The organism is Paraglaciecola chathamensis S18K6, assembly GCA_000314955.1.
GTDB lineage: Bacteria > Pseudomonadota > Gammaproteobacteria > Enterobacterales > Alteromonadaceae > Paraglaciecola > Paraglaciecola chathamensis.
Genome location: BAEM01000056.1, coordinates 83,124 through 104,572 on the forward strand (window position 1 = coordinate 83,124; position 21,449 = coordinate 104,572).

Annotated in this window: 19 protein-coding genes and 1 tRNA gene; 6 read left to right on the forward strand and 14 right to left on the reverse strand. The window is 44.8% G+C overall.

All coding sequences use genetic code 11. From position 1 onward, the window contains the following. Positions 1-230: 230 nt before the first annotated feature. From GCHA_RS19965 to GCHA_RS19975, 3 genes are all read right to left on the reverse strand, one after another. Positions 231-887, reverse strand: coding sequence for a peroxiredoxin-like family protein (locus GCHA_RS19965; RefSeq protein WP_007991592.1), 657 nt, complete (start codon positions 885-887; stop codon positions 231-233). Between the two features lie 330 nt (positions 888-1,217). Further along, positions 1,218-2,375, reverse strand: coding sequence for an SMP-30/gluconolactonase/LRE family protein (locus tag GCHA_RS19970; protein ID WP_007991593.1), 1,158 nt, complete (start codon positions 2,373-2,375; stop codon positions 1,218-1,220). A gap of 133 nt (positions 2,376-2,508) precedes the next feature. Then, the gene (locus GCHA_RS19975) at positions 2,509-3,510 is read right to left on the reverse strand and encodes a zinc-binding alcohol dehydrogenase family protein (RefSeq protein WP_007991594.1); all 1,002 of its coding nucleotides are present in this window, start codon (positions 3,508-3,510) and stop codon (positions 2,509-2,511) included. Positions 3,511-3,741: 231 nt separating this feature from the next. On the opposite strand from GCHA_RS19975, the gene GCHA_RS23090 reads away from it, so the two are divergent. After that, positions 3,742-3,918 carry a hypothetical protein gene (locus tag GCHA_RS23090; RefSeq protein WP_007991597.1) on the forward strand — a complete coding sequence of 59 codons (177 nt, stop codon included), beginning with the start codon at positions 3,742-3,744 and terminating at the stop codon, positions 3,916-3,918. A gap of 383 nt (positions 3,919-4,301) precedes the next feature. Here the strand turns inward: GCHA_RS23090 and GCHA_RS19985 are convergent, their stop codons facing one another. From GCHA_RS19985 to bioB, 5 genes are all read right to left on the reverse strand, one after another. Next, positions 4,302-6,365: a TonB-dependent receptor gene (locus tag GCHA_RS19985; RefSeq protein ID WP_007991600.1), complete on the reverse strand. Its 2,064-nt coding sequence runs from the start codon at positions 6,363-6,365 to the stop codon at positions 4,302-4,304. Positions 6,366-6,718: 353 nt separating this feature from the next. Further along, positions 6,719-7,462, reverse strand: coding sequence for a dethiobiotin synthase (gene bioD, locus GCHA_RS19990; protein WP_007991601.1), 744 nt, complete (start codon positions 7,460-7,462; stop codon positions 6,719-6,721). Positions 7,463-7,553: 91 nt separating this feature from the next. After that, positions 7,554-8,474: a methyltransferase domain-containing protein gene (locus GCHA_RS19995; RefSeq protein ID WP_007991602.1), complete on the reverse strand. Its 921-nt coding sequence runs from the start codon at positions 8,472-8,474 to the stop codon at positions 7,554-7,556. Then, complete coding sequence (locus GCHA_RS20000) at positions 8,464-9,690, reverse strand: aminotransferase class I/II-fold pyridoxal phosphate-dependent enzyme (protein ID WP_007991603.1); 1,227 nt, start codon at positions 9,688-9,690, stop codon at positions 8,464-8,466. Before GCHA_RS20000 ends, GCHA_RS19995 begins: the two co-directional genes overlap by 11 nt. Continuing rightward, on the reverse strand, positions 9,690-10,817 hold the full coding sequence (bioB, locus tag GCHA_RS20005; protein WP_007991604.1) for a biotin synthase BioB: 1,128 nt from the start codon (positions 10,815-10,817) through the stop codon (positions 9,690-9,692). Before bioB ends, GCHA_RS20000 begins: the two co-directional genes overlap by 1 nt. Before the next feature lie 98 nt (positions 10,818-10,915). On the opposite strand from bioB, the gene bioA reads away from it, so the two are divergent. Next, entirely contained in the window at positions 10,916-12,196 is a 1,281-nt protein-coding gene (gene bioA / locus GCHA_RS20010; protein ID WP_007991605.1) for an adenosylmethionine--8-amino-7-oxononanoate transaminase, read from the forward strand. Positions 12,197-12,229: 33 nt separating this feature from the next. On the opposite strand, the gene GCHA_RS20015 is transcribed toward bioA, so the two are convergent. From GCHA_RS20015 to hemA, 6 genes are all read right to left on the reverse strand, one after another. Next, positions 12,230-13,138: a SirB1 family protein gene (locus GCHA_RS20015; RefSeq protein WP_007991606.1), complete on the reverse strand. Its 909-nt coding sequence runs from the start codon at positions 13,136-13,138 to the stop codon at positions 12,230-12,232. A 171-nt stretch (positions 13,139-13,309) separates the two neighbouring features. Further along, complete coding sequence (locus GCHA_RS20020; protein ID WP_007991608.1) at positions 13,310-13,687, reverse strand: SirB2 family protein; 378 nt, start codon at positions 13,685-13,687, stop codon at positions 13,310-13,312. Positions 13,688-13,769: 82 nt separating this feature from the next. Next, complete coding sequence (locus tag GCHA_RS20025) at positions 13,770-15,323, reverse strand: response regulator (RefSeq protein ID WP_007991610.1); 1,554 nt, start codon at positions 15,321-15,323, stop codon at positions 13,770-13,772. 113 nt (positions 15,324-15,436) lie between these two features. Further along, positions 15,437-16,291 carry a peptide chain release factor N(5)-glutamine methyltransferase gene (prmC, locus tag GCHA_RS20030; RefSeq protein WP_007991612.1) on the reverse strand — a complete coding sequence of 285 codons (855 nt, stop codon included), beginning with the start codon at positions 16,289-16,291 and terminating at the stop codon, positions 15,437-15,439. 14 nt (positions 16,292-16,305) lie between these two features. After that, positions 16,306-17,394 (reverse strand): peptide chain release factor 1, encoded by a 1,089-nt coding sequence (gene prfA, locus GCHA_RS20035; RefSeq protein ID WP_007991614.1) that lies wholly within the window; start codon positions 17,392-17,394, stop codon positions 16,306-16,308. An 84-nt stretch (positions 17,395-17,478) separates the two neighbouring features. Further along, positions 17,479-18,750 carry a glutamyl-tRNA reductase gene (gene hemA / locus GCHA_RS20040; RefSeq protein WP_007991617.1) on the reverse strand — a complete coding sequence of 424 codons (1,272 nt, stop codon included), beginning with the start codon at positions 18,748-18,750 and terminating at the stop codon, positions 17,479-17,481. 89 nt (positions 18,751-18,839) lie between these two features. Here hemA and lolB point away from each other — a divergent pair, with 89 nt between their 5' ends. The 4 genes from lolB to GCHA_RS20060 all read left to right on the forward strand — a co-directional run bounded on the left by lolB (position 18,840) and on the right by GCHA_RS20060 (position 21,449). Then, positions 18,840-19,496 (forward strand): lipoprotein insertase outer membrane protein LolB, encoded by a 657-nt coding sequence (lolB, locus tag GCHA_RS20045; protein ID WP_007991619.1) that lies wholly within the window; start codon positions 18,840-18,842, stop codon positions 19,494-19,496. Next, the gene (ispE, locus tag GCHA_RS20050) at positions 19,481-20,341 is read left to right on the forward strand and encodes a 4-(cytidine 5'-diphospho)-2-C-methyl-D-erythritol kinase (RefSeq protein ID WP_007991620.1); all 861 of its coding nucleotides are present in this window, start codon (positions 19,481-19,483) and stop codon (positions 20,339-20,341) included. Before lolB ends, ispE begins: the two co-directional genes overlap by 16 nt. Positions 20,342-20,396: 55 nt before the next feature. Beyond that, a tRNA-Gln gene (locus tag GCHA_RS20055) sits at positions 20,397-20,471 on the forward strand. Between the two features lie 30 nt (positions 20,472-20,501). Continuing rightward, positions 20,502-21,449 carry a ribose-phosphate pyrophosphokinase gene (locus tag GCHA_RS20060; protein ID WP_006990502.1) on the forward strand — a complete coding sequence of 316 codons (948 nt, stop codon included), beginning with the start codon at positions 20,502-20,504 and terminating at the stop codon, positions 21,447-21,449.

Consider the following 21,449-nt stretch of genomic DNA (forward strand, 5'->3'; position numbering starts at 1 on the left):
GGTGATATAACCTTGCCCGCTTTGTAGAAAAACTGAACAAGGTCAATAGGTTGAATATTCTAACGATGCTGGCGTTCACACACTTCGTAAAAACGGAACATTGCTGATTACGCTCTATCCCATTTTTGCAAAGGCGTTATTGGCAGGCCCTTCGCTATCTTTTCTGGCTGAAAAAGATAGCGCGTTAAACAAAGCGAAATAAAGGTAAAGTAAGGGCAAAATAAGCGATATTATTTGTCTTGTTCGGCTTTTAAGGCAGCAATGATGTCCGCTGGTTCAGCACGGGTACGATAGTCCACATCAACGAATCGCCAAATGACCTCGCCCTGTGCGTTCAGTACAAAGGTCGCTGGGATAGGCAGCACACTTCCATTGCCATTATTAATGTTGGCCAAGTCTAAGCCACGATCTTTGCGCATGTGCTGCAAAATAAGCTCTGGCACTTCCCACGCTACGCCGTAAGATGCCGCAACTTGCGCATCTTGATCTGATAACACGGTAAACGCTAACTGGCTTATTTCGCTTTCACTCAAGCTATCGTCAGGCACTTGAGGACTTATCGCAACTAGCTCTGCTCCCGCAGCGTGAATGTCGTCTAGTACTGACTGCAAAGCACGTAATTGCAAATTACAATAGGGGCACCAATCGCCTCGATAAAAAGTAACGACCACTGGCCCTTTAGCACTTAATTCTGTTAACGTTACCTGCTGGCCTTGCGCACTTGGCAAGGTGAATTTAGGTGCTTGCTGGCCAACGTCAATCGCGTCACTGCCTTGTTCGAACTCATGGGCTTTTGCCATAAGCTCATCCATTGATTGCATAAACTCAGGTTTAGCTTGGCGTGATTTCTCTATTTGTGCATCAGTTTGTTGTTTAAGGGTGGACATTGTTTCTCCTTTTTTTGCAGCGCGGGTTTAAAACACACTCAGTGCTGCGTGAAAGATGTAGCGCACTAGATAAGGCGCAGATAATGGTTCACGAAAAATACTCCCCAGTAAAATACTTCTCGGTAAAATACTCCCCGGTAAAATAAAAAGCGTTATGTACCCCGATTCAGAGTAAGCATAACGCTTTTCGTTCCATTGATATCAATTCCAGTTCCAGTTCCAGTTCCAGTTCCAGTTCCAGTTCCAGTTCCAGTAAATAATTATCCTCTCAGCGAAAATTTATTGGAATTGGTATAAGTGAAATATTAAATTTTCATGCGACCTGTATTACTAACGCCCCGCCTTGCCTTTACTTAACGCGGGAAAACGCATGACTTTGAATTCACCCTGACTGGCATTATCACCGCCATTTAACACGGGGGAGCGATGCAGTTCGTTTACGGTAAAATAAATATAATCATCAGGGCCATACGCAAAGCCATCAGGCCACACTATTCGTTGATCTTTATACAAGGTACGGCTTTTCCCTGCAGGGCTCGTCACTTCAATCGCCCCTTTAGTCACCGATGTCACATATACGTTACCGCCGCCGTCTATAGTAATTCCATCCGAAAGCGACTTATCGCCATAACGCTGTATTTTGTCTTCAAGTGCTGGGGCATCTAGTGTTGTATCGATTAAGTCAGCTGTTTTTATGCGATAAATGGCTGTGCCTGACATAGCGCCAAAATATAACCAGTTTGATTCTGGATCAATCGTAATAGGGTTTACCCCTAAACGCACTGGTTGGCCACCTAAGGTTATCGCCCTATCTTCAATCGTCATATCAACATCTTCGGCTTGGGTAAATTCACTCCCTTCTAACACGCGCCTTACTAGGCCCGTTTTTATATCGGCCACTATAATAGCTGCGCGTTGGTTCGCCGCCGTATCAGCTATATAGATTTTTCCATGTTTTGAATCAATCGCTAAATCATTTAAAAACGACCCGGGATTGATCATGGGTTTGGCAATATAAATGATTTTTTCTAACGATTCTGAGCGTGTATTCCAACCTACAATGCGCCCTGCGTGGTCGTCTCCTGAGGTATCAAGCATCCACAAGATACCGTTTTGATCCACATTCAAACCCAATACATCGTAAAGTCCTAGCTTATTTTCGCCCGGTTTAGTCGCCCATTCTTCATTTGGGTAGGGCTTCACGGAGCCGTCATTAAACAACTCAACCACTTTTGTGGGTTGGCCGTAAAAACCATGCACACTTAGAAATTTGCGGCCATCGGCGCCAATCGCGATATTACCAGGCGGGGTCGTCTCCCCAAAGGTTGCGTATGTTTCAAGCTCGTGACTTATCTCTTGTTGAGTATGAGTTTCAGTTGCTGGTTGCGTTTGCGCCACGGCAATATTTGAAGATAAAATCGCGGCGCTAAGCAACGTAAGCGCAGTTAGTTTTGTGCGTAATTCAACCAATGAATTAACCGTTAACATCATATAATTTCTCAGTTCGTTTTTGATGAATGACTATTGCAAGGCATGCATTTAACCCATTGACGGTAGTGACCGGCAAAACAGTCAACCCATTTCATATTGACTCAGCGGCAAGCAGAAACCGCCACACAGATTAAAAACCGCTTAAAACCAGTTTGCCCACAGCCGTTTGTGACTCCAGTATTTCATGGGCTTTAAGCAGATTCGCTAGGTTAATTTTGCCCAATTCTTCTCCTAGGGTTGTGATCAAAGTGCCATTATCAATAAGCTCGGATACTTGATTCAGTATGTCATGCTGTGTTTGCATATCCGTTGTAGTAAACAGTGATCGGGTAAACATAAACTCCCAATGCAACGACACGCTTTTACGTTTCAACGCCACCACATTTAATGACGCTGGGTCGTCAATTAAAGCAAACTTACCTTGAGGTGTAATGCAGTCAACGATTTGCTCAAAGTGCTGATCGGTATTGGTTAAACTGACAATATTATCAACACTATCAAAACCAAGGGCAGCCAGTTGCTGTGCCATGGGTTTATGATGATTGATCACATGATCAGCGCCTAACTTACGGACCCAGTCGGCGCTTTTATCCCGAGAGGCGGTAGCAATAATAGTAACATTGGTTAGTTGCTTGGCTAGTTGCAGCAAAATGGAACCGACGCCCCCTGCAGCACCAATAACCAACAAGCTCTGTGTGCTGTCATTATCAAGTTGCAAGCGATCAAACAATAGTTCCCATGCTGTCACGGCTGTTAAGGGCAAAGCGGCTGCTTGGGCATCTGATATCGATTTAGGGGCGAAGCCAACAATACGTTCATCAACTAATTGATATTGCGCATTACTCCCTTGGCGCGTCATATCACCCGCATAAAATACCCGATCACCCACCTTAAACAGGCTCACGTTATCCCCTACCGCTTTTACTGTCCCAACCGCATCATATCCCAGTATTTTCATGTTAGGCGCGGGGTTTATTCTGCCGCGCAGCTTAGTATCCACTGGGTTTACTGATACGGCTTTGACTTCAACTAATAAGTCTCTGGCAGTCGCAACAGGTATATCGACCTCATATTCTTGCAGGGAATCAGCGGCAACTGTTTCACTAGGCTGCGTATAACCAATGGCTTTCATCACACTCTCCAATTAACAGGTTTGTTTGAAATTAACGGCGATATTGTAAATCAGATAACGGGTAGAAAAAGTGTTGTTTAAGCGAAACATTTTCAAAATTTTATTGAAAAGCATCGCTATTTGCTTAGCAAGATAAATTTCACACATAAAAAAACCAATAATGTATATACATTCGATATTCATTTGATATACAGTAAACCCTGATAAATCAAGATTCGGTTGGGCAATCCTTTGAGTGCTAAAAAAGCAAAGAAGAAAAATAGTCAGTTAATTGTCCGCATTAATGATCAAGAACGTGCTGAGTTTGTAGACTTATGCGAAGAACTTGATACCAGTGCAGCCCGAGAAGTACGCAGATTTATCCGTCAGTTCATTGATGAGCATAACCGTCCTTCAGCAGAAGACTAACGGGCGCTCACATGACATTATTAAATTAATTACAAGGAATATTTAAATGGCAAAATCAGATGCTAAAGCGTTAAAGAAAGAAATTAAGAACCGCAAAGCTAAAATTGCTAAGCAAGAAGGCAAAGTGAAGAAGTTGAAAAAACAACTTAAGAAAGCCAAGTAACCGGCGTTGTGTTTGGCCGCAGAGGTATTCTCCCTGCGGCTACTATATTTTTTGTTTATTGGGGCTCACTTTAAAAGAAGCCGCTTAATCAGGCCTAAACCAAACACTATATCAAATAGTAAATAAAGCCGCGCGACAGGTCACTCTTACATCTCCCCTTCAATTTAACAGCCGTTTCAACTGTCACTACAATCAATACCAATGTTAAAACGATACAGTGTTAAAAACGAAAGCCGACTGTCACTCTATATGTGCGTGGCTCTATGATGTGATAATGAATGTCTTCTACTCCTTGGCTTGCTTCACCGGGCAATCGCGATGCATAGAAGTAATCTATGTCGTGGGCATCATTATCAAAGACATTAAGCACTTCCAGTTTTAATTCGTACGCCCCCCAACGTTTACCAAGCAAAGCGTTAACTACGGTCGAGGCGTCAGATTGCACGCTATTATCTTCAATCAAAGGACGCTCGCCAAAATGCCGAACACGGATGCTGCCGTAGCCAGTGTCACTAAAAGACGCACTGACACCCATTTGTAGTACTTGGTCGATCGCCCCAGGTATATGCGCTCCCTCGGGTCGGGGATCTGAGAATTCAGAGTCGGTCATAGAATACTCTAGGTCAAAGGAGAGGTTATCCGTCATTCGATAATATGCAGTCAACTCCAGACCTTGGCGTTTACTCGGACGACTCGCCTCGGTATTACCTGCATCACCGACGAATAACAACTCACTGTCTAGCGACAACTGCCACAAAGCCAGTGATGCGTTAACACTGTCATCGAAATCGACTCGAATACCTAGCTCTGCACCATCAGAACGAACCAGCGCATCAACTGGGGTGGTCGATTCTCCACTGTTTGGATCAACTTTGGTGGTGGATCCTCTGGCATCATTGGAATGAAAACCTTGTCCTGCCGCAATGTACACTTCAAACAGATCATTGATTTGATAAGTAATACTGCCTTTAACAGAAACCAAACCCTCATTGTGCGAACCATTATTGTCGTTCAAATTGACATTGTTAATGTTTAGGTCGATTAAACTCGCCACATCGAAATCAAAATAGTCATAACGAATGCCAATGTTGCTGCGTAGCTTAGGTGTTATGTCGAAGGTGTTTCGCACATATAGGGCGGCACTGCTTTGTGTTACCTCATCACTTCGAACCGTGCCTCGCCTGACACGCTCGGTGGTTTTATACAAACCCACTTCTTGAATATCATCTATTCGGGTTTCAAAACCTAACGTAGTGCGAGACTGCTTATGGTCGAAATGATAGTGCCCCTGGGCGCCATACACTTTACGTTCATCAACCTGTTCAAACTGATCACCATTAATAGGATCATCAAGAAAGTAGGTAAAGTTAGAAAACAAGTTGAGATCATATTCAATAAAATACGCCGTAAGCGACGCGTGCGCTGAATCCCAGGCGGCACTTGCGCTATAGCGACTCGAATCCCCGCCGAGCGATGTATCAATCGAGCCAAGTTCATCTATATTCCCGTTAGTAATGGCCCGTTGCGGTATTTGGTCAGCGCTATTCCAGCTGTTGTCATAAGCCATAAGCGTAAACGACAGTATTCCATCACTGAGCTTTTGTGAGTGTTTAATCAAGCCGTTTATTTTACTTACGCCTTCATCAATATCATGCCATGGCCCTTGATATATTTGCTTTTCTACTGCGTACAACAAACTCCCGTTTGCAACCTTTTCAACACTATCAGCCACTAAAAGGCGCGTATATTCATTTTCCCCTAAGGTTAAACTAGCCATACCGGTTTCTAAGGTATTTGGCGTACTGAAAAATGCGCTGCCTGCTCCTGAGAAGTCCCCGACTTCGGTAAAATAAGGGCCTTTCTTATAAGCCAACGTTTCTACGAGCTCAGGAATAATGAAGTTTAAATCTGTGTAACCTTGGCCGTGGCCATGGGTACGCATATTCACTGGCATGCCATCCACAAAAGTCGCAAAGTCAGTGCCGTGATCAAGATTAAAGCCACGTAGAAAATACTGATTCGCTTTACCACTTCCACTATGCTGAGTAGCAACCATGCCCGGCACGAGCTCCATTAGTTCACCAGTGCGTAGCAGTGGCCGTACCTCAATTTCCTCTTGTCCGACAAAACCCTCTGAGGCGGAAATAGCCGATCCTATAAGATTAGTAGAGCGCCCCTTAACAGTGATTTGTTCAAGCTCGTCATTAGCACGAGCAGTCTCTATATTCGTTAGTAAACAAGCAGTTAACGTGGTCGCGATTGCCGACTTAAAAAATATATCCATATTCATTCCATTTTTTTGCGTGTAACGTTTTTATATTTCAGAACACAAAGTCTAAAAACTCATAACATGCATGATAAGTCGTGCATGCCTTAACCTAGTTAACGCCTATGGTCTCTATTCGGATGCAATTAATAGTCGATTAATAGAAATGCTTATTGGATTGAGCAGGCACAAAGAGGTGAATGTTACCTAAAATCACTAATGAGAATGACATCAAGCTTCAGCAGAGAATGACATCAAGGTACAGCAGCAAAGTGTATTGCCAATTAGTCTTTTGCTATAAAAGGCAATGTCGCCGTTGACGAGCTACAACCTATTTAGCGGCTAATATTTACACCTGCTTTGAAATAAAATCACTTTATAAGTCCAAGCTGTTGCAGCTCAAAACTTGTTTTTACACTCTCGGGGGAGTGTGCTTTGGGTATGCGAGCAAGCAATGGCGCTGTGAGTAAATGTTGAAGACTTTGGATGTTTTCTTCTAAAAACGGCATATCTGGCTCGAGCATATTCGCCACCCACCCCGCGATTTTCAAGCCGTCCTGCTCTATTGCTTGCGCAGTTAACAATGCATGATTAATACAACCCAAACGCATGCCTACCACCAAAATAACAGGTAGTTTTTCTGCGATAGCAAAGTCTGACAAAAACTGTTCTTGGCCATTGTTATTTTGCCCCAAAGGTAAGCGCCAGCCACCTGCCCCTTCAACCAAAAGCACATCGCTTTGCTTAGCCGCTAAAGCAGAAAATCCCCTATGGATAGACGAAAGCTCAATAGGTTGCGCTTTGCCCATGGCTACAAGGTTCGCACAGGCAAGATGTGGTGCGATTGGCTCTTCAAACGCAATAGGATTCACTTCGTTATAAGCAAGTGCCATGTTGCTCGCCTGTTGTAATTGCAATGCATCTTCATTTCTAAGTCCATTGGGGGTTACCTCGCAACCCGCTGAGACCGGTTTGTATGCGGCCGTGGAAAAGCCCGCATCAGCGCATGCCGCTAACAGCGCACAACTGACAAAGGTTTTTCCTACCTCTGTATCTGTGCCTGTGACAAAAAAAGCCTGCTGCCCCTGTGACGGTTGGGTATCAATTCGTGGCATGCGCTTTCCTTACTATATTGCTTTGATTCATAAATGGCAGTTGGAATATTAGGCTGAATTAATGTAATGACATGCTGAAACTTAGTCAGCGTTAGTTAACGGGTTTGGTGAGCGTTAAAAAACAAACACTATAGGTTAAGGGTAATCCTTCAGCACCACCAAATGTTTGCTGATAACACTGCTCGAGCGAACTAAGGGTATGGCGACTAATGGCTTTTTGCTGTTTATTGCTGGTTATTACATTAGCACCAATTTGCTTTATTGAGCCGAGTAACGCTCGTACATCTAAATGCCGAGTCACGTAATTTCTTTGTTGTACTTTGACCTGCAATCCAGCCGTTTTAGCATCACGCGCCCACGTTTCAGCGCAAGTAAATTGATTAATCTTGCGTGTGCTGTCTACCTGCTGCCAGCACGTATCTAGTTCATACATTGAGCCTTTACACATGATCGCCAGCACTCCACCAGCGCCAGGGGCCAATACACGATGAATCTCACTGCACACTTGACGACTATTTTTACACCATTGTAATGCCATTGAGGAAAACACTGCACTGGCTTTATTGTTGCTTAGTGGTAAGTGCTCGGCATCCCCTTGTAACCAACTGATATTAGTAAATTTAGTCGTGCTCCCCGCTTGTTTTTTAGCGTGCTTCAGCATGCCAAGCGCAATATCCATGGCCAAAATACGGGGTGTTTGCAGGTTGTTTATATTCGCTAATTGACGGGTCACACGCCCCGTCCCGCACCCGATATCGAGTATATGCTCAGGCAGTTGGGCCGCGCTTTGATAGCCCTTATTAACAAACATCGCCAGTGCATCATTGGCAATATCAATTTGGACTTGTGCAGCCGCATCGTAACGCGTTGCCGCGCGGCTAAACTGTTTTGCAATTCTGGATTTCAGCTGTTGTTCACTGCTAACCGTCAGCGACGCGCTCTTGCGTTTAAGAGGTTTTATAATAGGCGCATTTGATGGGGTTTCTTCATTACGCACAACTTCAATTGTCACTGCGTAACTCCCCCAATGCGAGCGTCAACCCATCAACTAAAGCCTGAATATCTTGTTTGTGATGAGATGCACTTAGGGTGATCCGCAATCGATCTGTTCCTTTTGGTACAGTCGGCGAACGTATCGCGCTGACCCACAACCCCATTTTGCGCAGGCGTTGACTTAGGGCAGTAGTCTTTTTGGGACAACCGACTATTATCGGTTGAATGGCAGTTGTTGAAGGGCTTAACGTTAAGCCTGCCGCTTCGGCTAATTGGCGAAAGGTCTCAATATTCTCTTGTAGCAACGCACGTTGATCGCTTTGCTGAATCGCTTGCAGACTGGCCAAAGTAGCAACAGCCTGAGCCGGTGGCATAGCAGTACTATATATATAATGCTTGGCAAAATTGGTTAGGTAGTCAATCAAGTCTTGGCTGCCAGCAACGAATGCCCCCGCAGTGCCTACTGCTTTGCCAAACGTGGCCATTAATATAGGAACGTCTTGGTCACTCAAACCTGCTTGTTCTAGTGCTCCCATTCCTGTGTCACCTAAAACGCCAAAGCCATGTGCATCGTCCACCATCAACCACGCATCATGCTGCTTGCTCAACGCGGATAAATCAGTAAGTGGCGCTTGGTCACCATCCATGCTGAACACACCTTCAGTGACCACCAATACATCAGCTTGTGTTACTTCGCAACGTGATTCAGCGCCAAGGATTTTATTCAACTGGGTATGTAAATGCGTGCAGTCATTATGGGCAAAGCGGCGTAAAGCCGCATCGCAACCCATTGCTCCGTCAAGCAACGAAGCGTGCATAAGCTTATCGGCCAGTATATAGCCGTCTCTTTTTTCGCTTAGTATTGAAGGCTGAGCTTGAAATAAGGCCTGACACACCGCTTGATTTGCTGCAAAACCAGAACCAAATAACAACACAGCTTCGCGCTCTAGCCCTTGTGCTAGGCTATCTTGCAGTGCTTGGTGCGCTTGGGTATGCCCAGTCACCAAAGGTGAGGCGCCGCTGCCGCCACCAAACTGACCAATTCCGTCTACCCAGCCTTGCATCACCGCGCTTGATTGGCGCATACCAAGGTAATCGTTACTTGAAAAGTTTAAATAGTGCTGGCCTTCTACTTCGATTAACGCACCGACAGCAGAGTCCAACGTAGTGACCTGCCTAAATAACATGTCTTTGCGCCGCGCAGCTAGCGCGGCCTGAATAAAATCAAACGCCATTAACCTGCTACTGTCTCAGGCTTTTTCTGGGTAGCATCGTAAAATAGTTCAGTTGCTTGGGGAGCTTCAGCGCTATGAGAAGCTTCAGTGCTTTGAATCTCTTCGAGTAAAGCTGCTTGATGGGCTTCATCTGAGTATTCACGGGTTTGCTTCGCGTTAATGCCTAGTTTCTTAAATAACATAACATCTTCATGTGTATCAGGGTTTGATGTGGTCAATAGCTTACAACCGTAAAAAATCGAGTTTGCGCCAGCCATAAAACACATTGCTTGCATCTGTTCGTTCATGGCTTCACGTCCTGCCGATAAACGCACAAAAGACTTTGGCATCATAATACGCGCCACCGCAATAGTACGAATAAACTCAAAATAATCTAAATCTTCAACATTTTCCATGGGTGTGCCTTTAACCTTCACTAGCATGTTAATAGGTACACTTTCAGGATGATGCTCTAAATTGGCGAGCTGCATCAATAAACCGCTACGATCTGAACCTGTTTCCCCCATACCGACTATGCCCCCAGAGCATACATTCATACCTGCTTCACGCACCGCATCCAAGGTATTCAAACGGTCTTGATAGGTACGCGTGGTGATGATGTCACCGTAAAACTCAGGTGAGGTATCCAAGTTGTGATTGTAATAATCAAGGCCAGCTTGTTTTAACGCGATTGCTTGGTCACGTGTTAGCATGCCTAATGTCATACAGGTTTCTAAACCCAGCTTTTTCACTTCACGCACCATGTCGGTAACATAAGGCATGTCGCGTTCTTTTGGGTTACGCCAAGCGGCGCCCATGCAAAAACGTGTAGAGCCGGCAGCTTTTGCTTCACGCGCGCGCTGAATGACTTTCTCAATTTCCATTAAGCGTTCTTTTTCAAGGCCGGTATCATAGCGGGCGCTTTGTGGGCAGTATTTACAATCTTCTGGACATGCACCGGTCTTAATCGACAGCAAGGTGCTCACTTGTACGTAGTTCGGGTCGAAATGCGCTCTGTGTACGCACTGTGCTTTGAATAATAAATCGTTAAAAGGCATGGCGAACAATGCATTTACTTCATCTAACGCCCAATCATGGCGTATTTCACTGGCGCTGGTGCTCAGAGGCTGATTGACACTGACTGACATACTTGGTCCTTTACATCATAATAGTTCGCGCTTAGTCTAAGTCCGCTTGACGCATTGTCAACTTAATTTAAAATCAAATCTTTACAAGTGAGCATTTTTTGAACGACTCAATTCAGGCAAATCTCGCCTTCGACCAACAACATATTTGGCACCCCTACACGTCAGCACTTGATCCATTGCCTTGTTATCAAGTGTCAGGCGCCCAAGGTGTACATATTCATTTAGCCACAGGTGAAGCACTTATTGATGGCTGCTCATCATGGTGGACTGCCATCCACGGCTACAACCGCCCTGAATTAAATCAAGCCGCAAAAGTGCAAATCGATAAGTTCTCACACGTTATGTTTGGCGGCCTTACCCATCAACCCGCCATTGATGTTTGCCGTAAATTAATTGAGATGACGCCCTCGGGGTTAGAACGTGTTTTTTTAGCGGATTCTGGCTCGGTATCAGTGGAAGTCGCCATGAAGATGGCACTGCAGTATTGGGCGTGTCAGGGCAGCCCAAATAAGCATAAATTTATTACCCCGCGCAATGGCTATCACGGAGATACCTTTGCCGCTATGTCGGTATGCGATCCCGTAAACGGTATGCATTCACTGTTTACTGATGCCCTCGCCCAGCAAATTTTTGCTCCTGCGCCACAAACACGCTTTGCACAAACTTGGAACGAAGATGACATTGCGCCGTTAGAAGAATTGATTCAACGGCATCACAATGAGTTAGCTGCGCTGGTACTAGAACCTGTCGTGCAAAACGCCGGGGGCATGCGTATTTATCACCCTGAATATCTAAAACGTGCACGTCAAATCTGTGACGATTATGGCTTACTGCTGATATGCGATGAGATTGCGACAGGGTTTGGCCGCACCGGCAAATTATTTGCTTGCGAACATGCAGATATTAGCCCAGACATTATGTGTGTAGGCAAAGCCTTAACAGGCGGTTATGTCACCCTTGCTGCGACTATCTGTACGGAAGATGTGGCTCAGGGTATCTGCCAAGGTAGCCCTGGGGTATTTATGCATGGCCCAACTTACATGGGTAATCCGTTAGCCTGTGCTATTGCCAATGCTAGTTTAGATATTATCGCCACAGGGGAGTGGCGACAACAGGTGGCAAATATTGAACGGCAATTAACAGAGCAATTAAGTAGGTGCAGTGAACTAGAAGCGGTCGCTGATGTGCGGGTGATAGGTGCAATTGGCGTAGTAGAATGTAAATCAGCCGTTGATGTTGCCACGTTACAACGTAAATTTGTGGCTGCAGGCGTGTGGATCCGCCCTTTTGGCAAGCTGGTTTACATTATGCCACCCTACGTTATTCAGCCTAAGGAATTAAGCCAATTAACTCAGGCAATTTATGACGTGCTGGCTTAATTAAAGGTCGATTAAATGAGCCTAAGAGGCTCATTAATGCATTACAGGCGGGGTGATATCCATATGTTTCACCTGCTGTGCTAATAAACTAGCAGCGGGGTCTTGAGGACATTGACGAATGAAATATTGGTAATCGACAATGGCTAATTGCGGGCAATCTAACTCGTGTAACAATACCCCCCTATCCCGCCGCTCATAAGGATTATTTGGGCAAAGGTGGATCAACAAATCGATACTGCGCAGAGCATGTTCATAACGCTTGGCATTAATCAGCGATGATTTCACTTGATGCAGCATATGCACCACGACCTCGTCGTTACTCGCGGGGTCTAGCGCTTCTTTAGGCATGCATTCATTATCAATGTCTTCAATCACGCTAAAGTACTTTTGCTTCAATACATCAACACTTAAAAGGTGACCGTTAATGGGGTCAACCATCACACTGTGTGTTTGCTTGTGCTCTGCATCACTTGTTTTATGACAATGGGCCTGATTAAGCGCAGTAGACAATGCGAAGGAGTCAGGCAAGGCTTTGTCTTCTTTACAGACAATGTCACAACGCACTAAAAAGTGCCCGGGAAAGTTAACACAACGGGCATTAAAACCAAGACGTTGAGCAACATGACTCAAAATAACGGCTAGGGTAACCGGAGTACCATTTCTGTAGGCGAAGACTTCATGTAATAAGTTCGGTTGACAGGTATCTGCACTGTCGTGGGCGCCAGTAAACGCTAACTCTTGATAAAAGAACGTCAGTAAACGTAAAAACGCACTATGATCAGGCTGTGATATGTGTGCGTGTATTTGCGCTTGTCTTGCCCAACGATCAAGTTGTTGTAAGCAATCTGAGATATCCGTATCAACCCCAACACTGTGGCGGCTGGCTAATAAGCCAGCACATAAGAGTTGGTTGCTTTGAATTGCTTGCTCTAGTGACTGCACCGAGATATGACCTTTTCCTAAACCTGTTTATTTTATCGGAAAGCTCGGCACTTTCTTGATATCAAATGTGGGTATATTTTAGCGGCGTTTGAATTTAAGAGAAATATTGCCTAAGTACGGCTTAGGCAATATGGCTTTAGTAAAATCAAACGCAAGCTTACATAGGAAAGATTATACAAATAAGATAGGTTGCTTACTGATAGCGACCAGAGCAGTAAAAGCGATCCAGCTTAACGCGCCGATAAAGCCGATTACGCGCATAAAGTTAGTACGCGCCATTTTAAGGGCAAGCGCCACCATAAAGACGTACATAAACAAACCGACTAATTTTTCTGTGACCCAAGGGGTGACAAATGGATATTGGCTGATGAGCACACATAAAGTAGCCGCACTTAAAATCAGCAAAGTATCAACAATGTGCGGCGTTATCTTCACCCACTTTTTCTGAAGCATGCTCGATTGGGTCATGGTCCAGATAAAGCGCATGATAAATAACAGCACACTTAAGGCAATACAGGTCAAATGAATGTGTTTTACGGCTGTGTACATTAGAGGTCCTTTAAAAGTAAACGATTGGCTATTCGCGTGCAGCTATGCAGACAATGCGAATTATACCTAAATGGGGCGCATATTAACGCACCCAATCTAGGGTATCATCCTCAATTTTTCCAATATTGTCTGTTAGCATAGCGACAATGTTGGGATCGAACTGACTTGCGCTGCGCGCCTGCAAGTGTTCGAGCGTTTTTTGCACAGACCAAGCTTGGTTTTCAGCTGTCTCACTGCGCAGTATCGTGTACGCAACGGCAACCGCAACAATTCGCGAATATAAATGTATATTCTCCCCTTGCAGACCATCTGGATAACCTTGACCATTCCAGTATTCATGATGCTCTTTGGCAATAATCGCAGCGACTTTAATCAAGGGCCGGTTTGAGCCTTTGAGTAATTGATAGCCAAACTCAGTATGCCGTTCAATTAACTGCACATCTTCAGGAGACAAGCTGTCTTGCTTATACAATGCGCGAGTGGGCGAGCATAAATTCCCTACATTATGCAATGGCGCAGCAGAAGTCAGTAAGTTTAGCTGGATGTCGTCAAGGCCAAGTGCTTTGCCTAGGATACGACACGCTTTTACTGTACGAAAAATATAGTGCTCATTAATTTCATTGCCTTCGGTCGATTGGCTCAAGCGCTCTATCACTTCTCGCTGAGTATCTTCGATGTCTTTTGTCAGCATGATATTGTCGAACGCAATTTGCACATTTTTCGAGAACATTTCGACTAACGTTTTTTGACCATCTGTTAATCGTTTCGGTAAGCCAGATAAATATAATAAAGAGCCACAACTGGTATTACTGTCACAATACGCCACAAGATACTCATCTGCATAAACTAAGGTTTTATCAATGAGTGCAACTCGGCAAGCTTCCAAATGCTCACCAGATAAAACAGCAGGCAATGCCTTACCTGCCGCTTGCTGGTATTCCCCTTGCCCGGTGAAGACAAATAAATTCTCTAAAGAGTGTTTTTGGTTATTGGCAATGGGATGTGGGCCCGCCACTGCACACGTAAGATAAGCCGCGTTTCTGCTGCCTCCGAGCAAGGACGAGAGTTGTTGTACAATTCCCTGGATAAAGTTTTCCAATGAATGGGTTTGAAACAAGTTTGCGGACGCAGAAATAATTTTTTCAAGCCCAATGCGATTTTCGTCTATCGCAACAATGTCGCGATATGAACGAAGTGCAGCAATGACCACGGTAAATAACTTCTGTGCAGTTAATTCGGTTTTCGATTTGTAGTCATTGATATCATAATTAATGATGACATCGCGTTCGGGGGCTTGGCCGGGTTGGCCTGTACGTAAAATAATACGAATGAAATGGTTGTTTGCTTCATTGCGAATAAAATCGGCTATTCTTAACCCTGCATCGTCCGTTTCCATTACAACATCTAACAGCACAACGGCGATATCTCGCTCTTTAAGCAAGACTTCCCTTGCTTGCTCACCATTAAATACACTGATGAATTCTAGGTTTCTATTTTGAAATTCAAAATCACTCAAAGCCAATTTAGTGACGGCGTGGATCTCTGGTTCGTCATCGACAATAAGGATCTTCCATGTGCCTTGATACTCTACGCTTTCGTCTTCGTGGTCATCTGCAAATAACAACTCGTCGTTCATTCATTCCTTCCCTTCGCATCTCCCGCGAATAACTTATTTGATTTCGTTGTACTTCTATATGCATGTCTAAAATAGTACGCTTTTCAAATAGTTGCAATCTTGCGACGATTTAATTAAGCCTTGTAGCACCCCAGTGTTACTCGGGGATGGCCATTTAAGTCGCTGACAGAACGCACTTGCTCGAAGCTATTTTCGCGCAACAGTGCTTGCACGCCTTGTGCTTGTAGGTGGCCATGTTCAAAGACCAGCCACGCATTAGGCGCTAGGTATTCAATAGCGTTAGGAATAATAAAGCGAATATCGTCTAAACCGTCTTCGCCAGACGTTAACGCACTTGCAGGCTCAAAGCGCACATCACCCTGTTGCAAATACACACTACTTTGTTCGACGTAAGGTGGATTACTCACAATAAGATCGAATGAAGCTGCGCTGAGATTTGAAAACCAGTCACTTTGCGTGAAGCGCACATGGGGCAGCTTATTTGCCTGACCGTTTTGTTTTGCAAGAGCCACTGCATCTGCGTTTTTGTCTATCCCGGCTACCTGCCAGTCTGGTTTTTCACTGGCTAAAGCAAGAGCAATTGCGCCAGTACCTGTGCCTAAATCCAGTACGTTGGCTTCATTATTCAGCGGGAGATCAAGCGCCGTTTCGACAAGTAATTCGGTTTCGGGGCGAGGAATTAAGGTGGCAGGTGATACCTGTAAACGCAAACTCCAAAAATCGCGATAACCAAGAAGGTACGCTACAGGATGACCTTGTTTACGTTTTTCCACTAGATGCTCAAAGGCACGCAATTGCGCCGCATCGAGTGGTTTTTCTGGCCAAGTCATTAAATACACTGTGTTGCATTGTAACACTTGGCACATCAGCAGCCGGCTGTCCGTCGCCGCGCTGTCGCTATCTTTAAGCTGTTCTTTAGCAAATGCTAACTGCTCAGCGATACTATTTTTCCCTTGAGCAGCAGACATTGTACTCATTGGCTTTAACCTTCGTCAGACAATGACGCTAATAAGTCAGCTTGATGCTCTTGACGAATAGGTTCAAGCACAGCGTCTAAATCCCCCGCCACCACATCATCTAAGCGATATAAAGTGAGGTTAATACGGTGGTCGGTTACTCGCCCTTGAGGGAAATTATAGGTACGAATACGCTCAGAACGATCGCCACTGGCCACTAAGTTTCGTCTGGTTGACGTTTCTTCTGCTTGACGCTTTTCTTCTTCGAGTTGATTCAAGCGCGACTGTAATACCGCCATGGCTTTGGCGCGGTTTTTATGTTGCGAACGCTCGTCTTGACACTCTACCACTATGCCAGATGGAACGTGAGTGATGCGTATGGCCGAGTCTGTTTTGTTAACGTGCTGACCACCTGCGCCTGATGCGCGAAACGTATCAATTTTAAGATCGGCTTTGTTCACTTCAATCGCTTCAGATTCAGCCACTTCAGGCATCACCACGACGGTACATGCTGAGGTATGAATACGCCCTTGAGATTCTGTTTCTGGCACTCGCTGCACGCGGTGTCCACCAGATTCAAATTTGAGGATACCGTACGCGCCATCACCAATGATATTGGCAATCACTTCTTTGTAACCGCCGTGATCGCCTTCGTTCATCGTCACGACTTCCACTTTCCAGCGCCGAGCTTCAGCATAACGGCTATACATGCGGAACAGATCACCGGCGAAAATCGCCGCCTCGTCACCGCCTGCCCCAGCACGAATTTCAACAAAGCAGTTACTTTCGTCGTTAGGATCTTTGGGCAACAATAATATTTGCAATTCGTCTTCGTACTGCTCGATAGCAAGCTTGGATGATTTGTATTCCTCTTGCGCCATTTCACGCATTTCAGGATCACTTTCTTGCATCATTTCCTGCGCGGACTCAAAGTCTTGCTGGGCACTTTGATAATCGGCGAAACATTTCACCACACCTTCAAGTTGCGAATACTCTTTAGTTAATGCGCGATATTTGTCTTGATCGGCGATAATCTCAGGCTGGCTCACAAGCGCCTGCACTTCTTCAAAGCGTTCGGTTAACGACTCTAATTTACGTTGAACTGATTCTTTCATGTTATTCCTGTAAGCCCCTTATTTTACATTGCAGCTGCTGGCTCATACTGAGCATTCGCGCGAGCCTTAAAGGGGTAAATGAAGTTACTTAGATGAGTCGCTTGCGCGCGCTAATCCTAGCGCGTCCTGCAATAGACTCATATTTTTATTATCTTGCTGCATCGCAGCTTTTTTCAGTGCTTTGGTTGGCGCATGTATTAACGAATTCGTCAGTTTATTTGCCAACTCTTTGATCACTTGTTCTGCTTCTTTGCCATCCGCTAATTGATTAAGCGCCTTAGCAACAAGTGTATCCCGTTGATTTTCACTTTGTTGACGAAAATCGCGTAATACATCAATCGACGTTTGCCCTTGGCGCCACTGCAAATATTGTTGAGCTTGTTGGTCAATCATTTGCTCTGCTTGTAAAGCAGCGTGTTGACGTGACTCAAGGTTTTTTTCGACGATTTGTTGTAAGTCATCCACCGTATATAGATATGCGTCATCTAATTCGCCGACTTCTGCTTCGATATCCCGAGGAACCGCCAAATCAACTAAGAACATCGGTTTATGTCGTCTGTCTTTTAACGCTCGTTCAACCAACCCTTTTCCAAGTATGGGCAACTGGCTGGCGGTAGAGCTAATAACGATATCAGCGTCTTTTAAGTGATGTGGTATTTGCGTCAGCGTTAAAGTGCTTGCTCCTAATGGTTTAGCAATCGCTTCAGCTCTGGCCAAGGTTCTATTGGCGACACTGAGTGACTCAACACCTTGTTCGTGCATATGCTTAGCCACAAGCTCAATGGTTTCACCGGCACCGATAAGTAATACATTGCTTTTCTTCAGTGAAGAAAATATATGCTTGGCTAATTGCACCGACGCATAAGCAACAGATACTGCATTAGAGCCGATATCTGTTTCGCTGCGCACCCGTTTTGCCACTGAAAAAGTCTGCTGAAACAAGCGTTCAAAATCACTTTTGATGACACCTGAATCTTTGGCGCTGACGAAGGCTTGCTTCACTTGTCCAAGAATTTGCGGTTCACCTAAAATCAATGAATCTAATCCGCAGGCCACACGCATAATGTGTTTAATCGCATCGTCTTGCTGATAAATATAACTATTGAGGCCTAATTCATCTGCTTTAGCTTGATGAAATTCAGCTAACCATTTTGTTAACGCAGCACCGGTCAAATTTTCTGCTTGTGCGTATATCTCTGTTCGATTGCAGGTAGAAACAATCACAGATTCATCGGCCCCTGTATTAAGGGCTAACGATTTAAGGGCTTCAACCATAGCATCCGGTGAAAAGGCGACTTTTTCGCGCAATTCTACTGGTGCGGTTTTATGGTTAATCCCAAAGGCAATTAAGGTCATGCAGATTACAGCTTTTTCATTAAACGGTGTTAAGGCCAGATCAGGGCGGCATTGTACGCAAAAGGTAAAACTATTGAAAGCACCCTGCTATGTATGTTCCTATAGCCGCCTTTGATATTACTAGTATGGTGGCTGTGAGCGTGCGTTCAACAATACATTTCGTATTACTTATACTTACTGCGGTTTTACTTAGCGCCTGTGCCACTCCTCCGCCTGCCCCAATTCAGGTGAACAGCCAAGCACATCAAGCAAGCTTACAAAATACTCAGCAGTGGACATTAAAAGGCCGAATGGCATTTAAGAGCCCCGACGATAAGTTCAGCGCCAACGTAAACTGGCAACAAATACAAGACAGTTACCATCTTTCACTGAATACCATGTTGGGTATTAATATCTTGTCCATGCATGGGGATGATGTTTCCGTTGAATTAGACGCTGACGGCGAGCACTACCAAGATACCGATGCCAGCCACCTTATTTGGCGTATTACCGGCTGGCAAATTCCAGTGTCACAATTTCCATTTTGGATAAAAGGCCAGGCCGCCCCTAAAGATGAGGCGATTTATGCCCAAAGCGGTGTCATCGACCAATTAATTCCCCGTTGTGAAAACTGTAACGGTTGGCTAATAAGCTACAAAGATTATCAGAAAGTGGACGACATTTGGCTGCCACATAATATAAAACTGAATAACCCCATGCTGGGGAACCAAATTCTTATCAGAGTAAATCAATGGATCAAACAATAGATTGGTGGCCTAGCCCCGCTAAACTGAATCTCTTCTTGCACATTAACGGGCGCTACCCTAACGGCTACCATAAATTACAAAGCCTATTTCAGCTATTAGATAAAGGCGATGAGTTAGCTTTTTCAATCACGCCTCACAGTGATATTGAATTACTCACGCCCATCGAAGGGGTAGCCAATGAAGACAACTTGATTGTTAAAGCTGCCCGTTTACTGCAAGCTCATACAAATTGCCAGCAAGGCTGTCAGATTCAATTACGCAAAGTATTGCCTATGGGCGGTGGCATTGGTGGCGGTTCGTCGAATGCAGCCACCACATTAATTGCCCTTAACTATTTATGGAAATGTAACTTAAGCCTGACAGAACTCGCTAAATTAGGCTTAGTACTGGGTGCGGATGTGCCGGTTTTTGTTATGGGTAACACTGCGTTTGCCCAAGGGGTTGGTGAGCAGCTTACACCTGCTAGCCTTGCTCAAAAGCACTATTTAGTAGTGTTTCCGCAGTGCCACGTATCAACCGCAGAAGTCTTTAACGCTCCTGAACTGCCGAGAAATACACCAGTTATATCTTGGCAAGAGTATGATTTTGACCAAACCCATAATGACTGTCAGCAATTAGTCTGCAATCGCTTTGAGAATGTTGCAAATACATTACGCTGGTTGTTAGAATACGCGCCGTCTCGAATGACAGGCACAGGTGCTTGTTTATTTGCGGTCTTTACCAGTAACCAAGAAGCAGAAAATGTACTCGCTAACTTACCATCAGGTTGCTCAGGTTTTGTCGCTAAAGGGGTCGATGTGTCTCCTGTGCATGACAAATTAGCGCACCTAGATAGTATTAGCTAGCGCAAGTAAAACGCGTATTTACGCGGCGAAAGGTTATATTAATACAGAGTATTTTTGGGATATCGCCAAGTGGTAAGGCAACGGGTTTTGATCCCGTCATTCGTTGGTTCGAATCCAGCTATCCCAGCCATTTTCACTTTTACGCACTGAGGAATTTAACGTGCCAGACATGAAGCTTTTCGCTGGAAACGCAGTACCTGAACTTGCACAGAAAGTAGCCGATAGGCTCTACACCAAACTTGGTCACGCCAGTGTTGGGCGCTTTAGCGATGGGGAGATCAGCGTAGAAGTACATGAAAATGTGCGCGGCTCAGACGTCTTTATTATTCAATCAACATGTGCGCCTACGAATGACAACTTAATGGAATTGATTGTAATGATCGATGCCTTTCGTCGTGCATCAGCAGGTCGTATTACTGCGGTTATTCCTTATTTTGGTTATGCCCGTCAAGACCGTCGTGTACGTTCTGCCCGTGTACCTATTACCGCAAAAGTTGTTGCAGATTTCTTATCAAACGTCGGCGTTGACCGTGTATTGACTATTGATTTGCATGCCGAGCAAATTCAAGGCTTTTTCGATGTACCTGTTGATAACGCCTTCGGTACACCGATTTTATTAGACGATATGCGTCGTCGTAATATCGAAAACCCAGTGGTTGTATCACCAGATATTGGCGGTGTGGTACGTGCTCGTGCTGTTGCTAAACTGCTGAACGACACTGACCTTGCTATTATTGATAAACGTCGTCCTAAAGCGAACGTTGCTCAGGTCATGCATATCATCGGTGACGTACAAGACCGCGACTGCATCATAGTTGACGATATGATTGATACTGGCGGCACACTCGCTAAAGCAGCGGAAGCACTAAAAGCCCATGGCGCGAAAAACGTTTTCGCCTACGCAACCCATGCGATCTTCTCTGGCAATGCAGCACAGAACTTACGTGATTCTGTTATCGATGAAATTATCATTACCGACAGTATTCCCCTTAGTCCTGAAATCAAGGCATTAGATAAAGTGAAGCAATTGACCTTATCAAACATGCTTGCTGAAGCAATTCGCCGAGTTAGCAATGAAGAATCTATTTCAGCGATGTTTGAGTATTAG

Bases quoted from the DNA above. Each gene is read 5' to 3' on its own strand.
- GCHA_RS19965 (WP_007991592.1), bottom strand. From the start codon at position 887: ATGTCCACCCTTAAACAACAAACTGATGCACAAATAGAGAAATCACGC.
- GCHA_RS19970 (WP_007991593.1), bottom strand. From the start codon at position 2,375: ATGTTAACGGTTAATTCATTGGTTGAATTACGCACAAAACTAACTGCG.
- GCHA_RS19975 (WP_007991594.1), bottom strand. From the start codon at position 3,510: ATGAAAGCCATTGGTTATACGCAGCCTAGTGAAACAGTTGCCGCTGAT.
- GCHA_RS19985 (WP_007991600.1), bottom strand. From the start codon at position 6,365: ATGGATATATTTTTTAAGTCGGCAATCGCGACCACGTTAACTGCTTGT.
- bioD (WP_007991601.1), bottom strand. From the start codon at position 7,462: ATGCCACGAATTGATACCCAACCGTCACAGGGGCAGCAGGCTTTTTTT.
- GCHA_RS20000 (WP_007991603.1), bottom strand. From the start codon at position 9,690: ATGGCGTTTGATTTTATTCAGGCCGCGCTAGCTGCGCGGCGCAAAGAC.
- bioB (WP_007991604.1), bottom strand. From the start codon at position 10,817: ATGTCAGTCAGTGTCAATCAGCCTCTGAGCACCAGCGCCAGTGAAATA.
- GCHA_RS20020 (WP_007991608.1), bottom strand. From the start codon at position 13,687: ATGTACACAGCCGTAAAACACATTCATTTGACCTGTATTGCCTTAAGT.
- GCHA_RS20025 (WP_007991610.1), bottom strand. From the start codon at position 15,323: ATGAACGACGAGTTGTTATTTGCAGATGACCACGAAGACGAAAGCGTA.
- prmC (WP_007991612.1), bottom strand. From the start codon at position 16,291: ATGTCTGCTGCTCAAGGGAAAAATAGTATCGCTGAGCAGTTAGCATTT.
- prfA (WP_007991614.1), bottom strand. From the start codon at position 17,394: ATGAAAGAATCAGTTCAACGTAAATTAGAGTCGTTAACCGAACGCTTT.
- hemA (WP_007991617.1), bottom strand. From the start codon at position 18,750: ATGACCTTAATTGCCTTTGGGATTAACCATAAAACCGCACCAGTAGAA.
- lolB (WP_007991619.1), top strand. From the start codon at position 18,840: ATGTATGTTCCTATAGCCGCCTTTGATATTACTAGTATGGTGGCTGTG.
- ispE (WP_007991620.1), top strand. From the start codon at position 19,481: ATGGATCAAACAATAGATTGGTGGCCTAGCCCCGCTAAACTGAATCTC.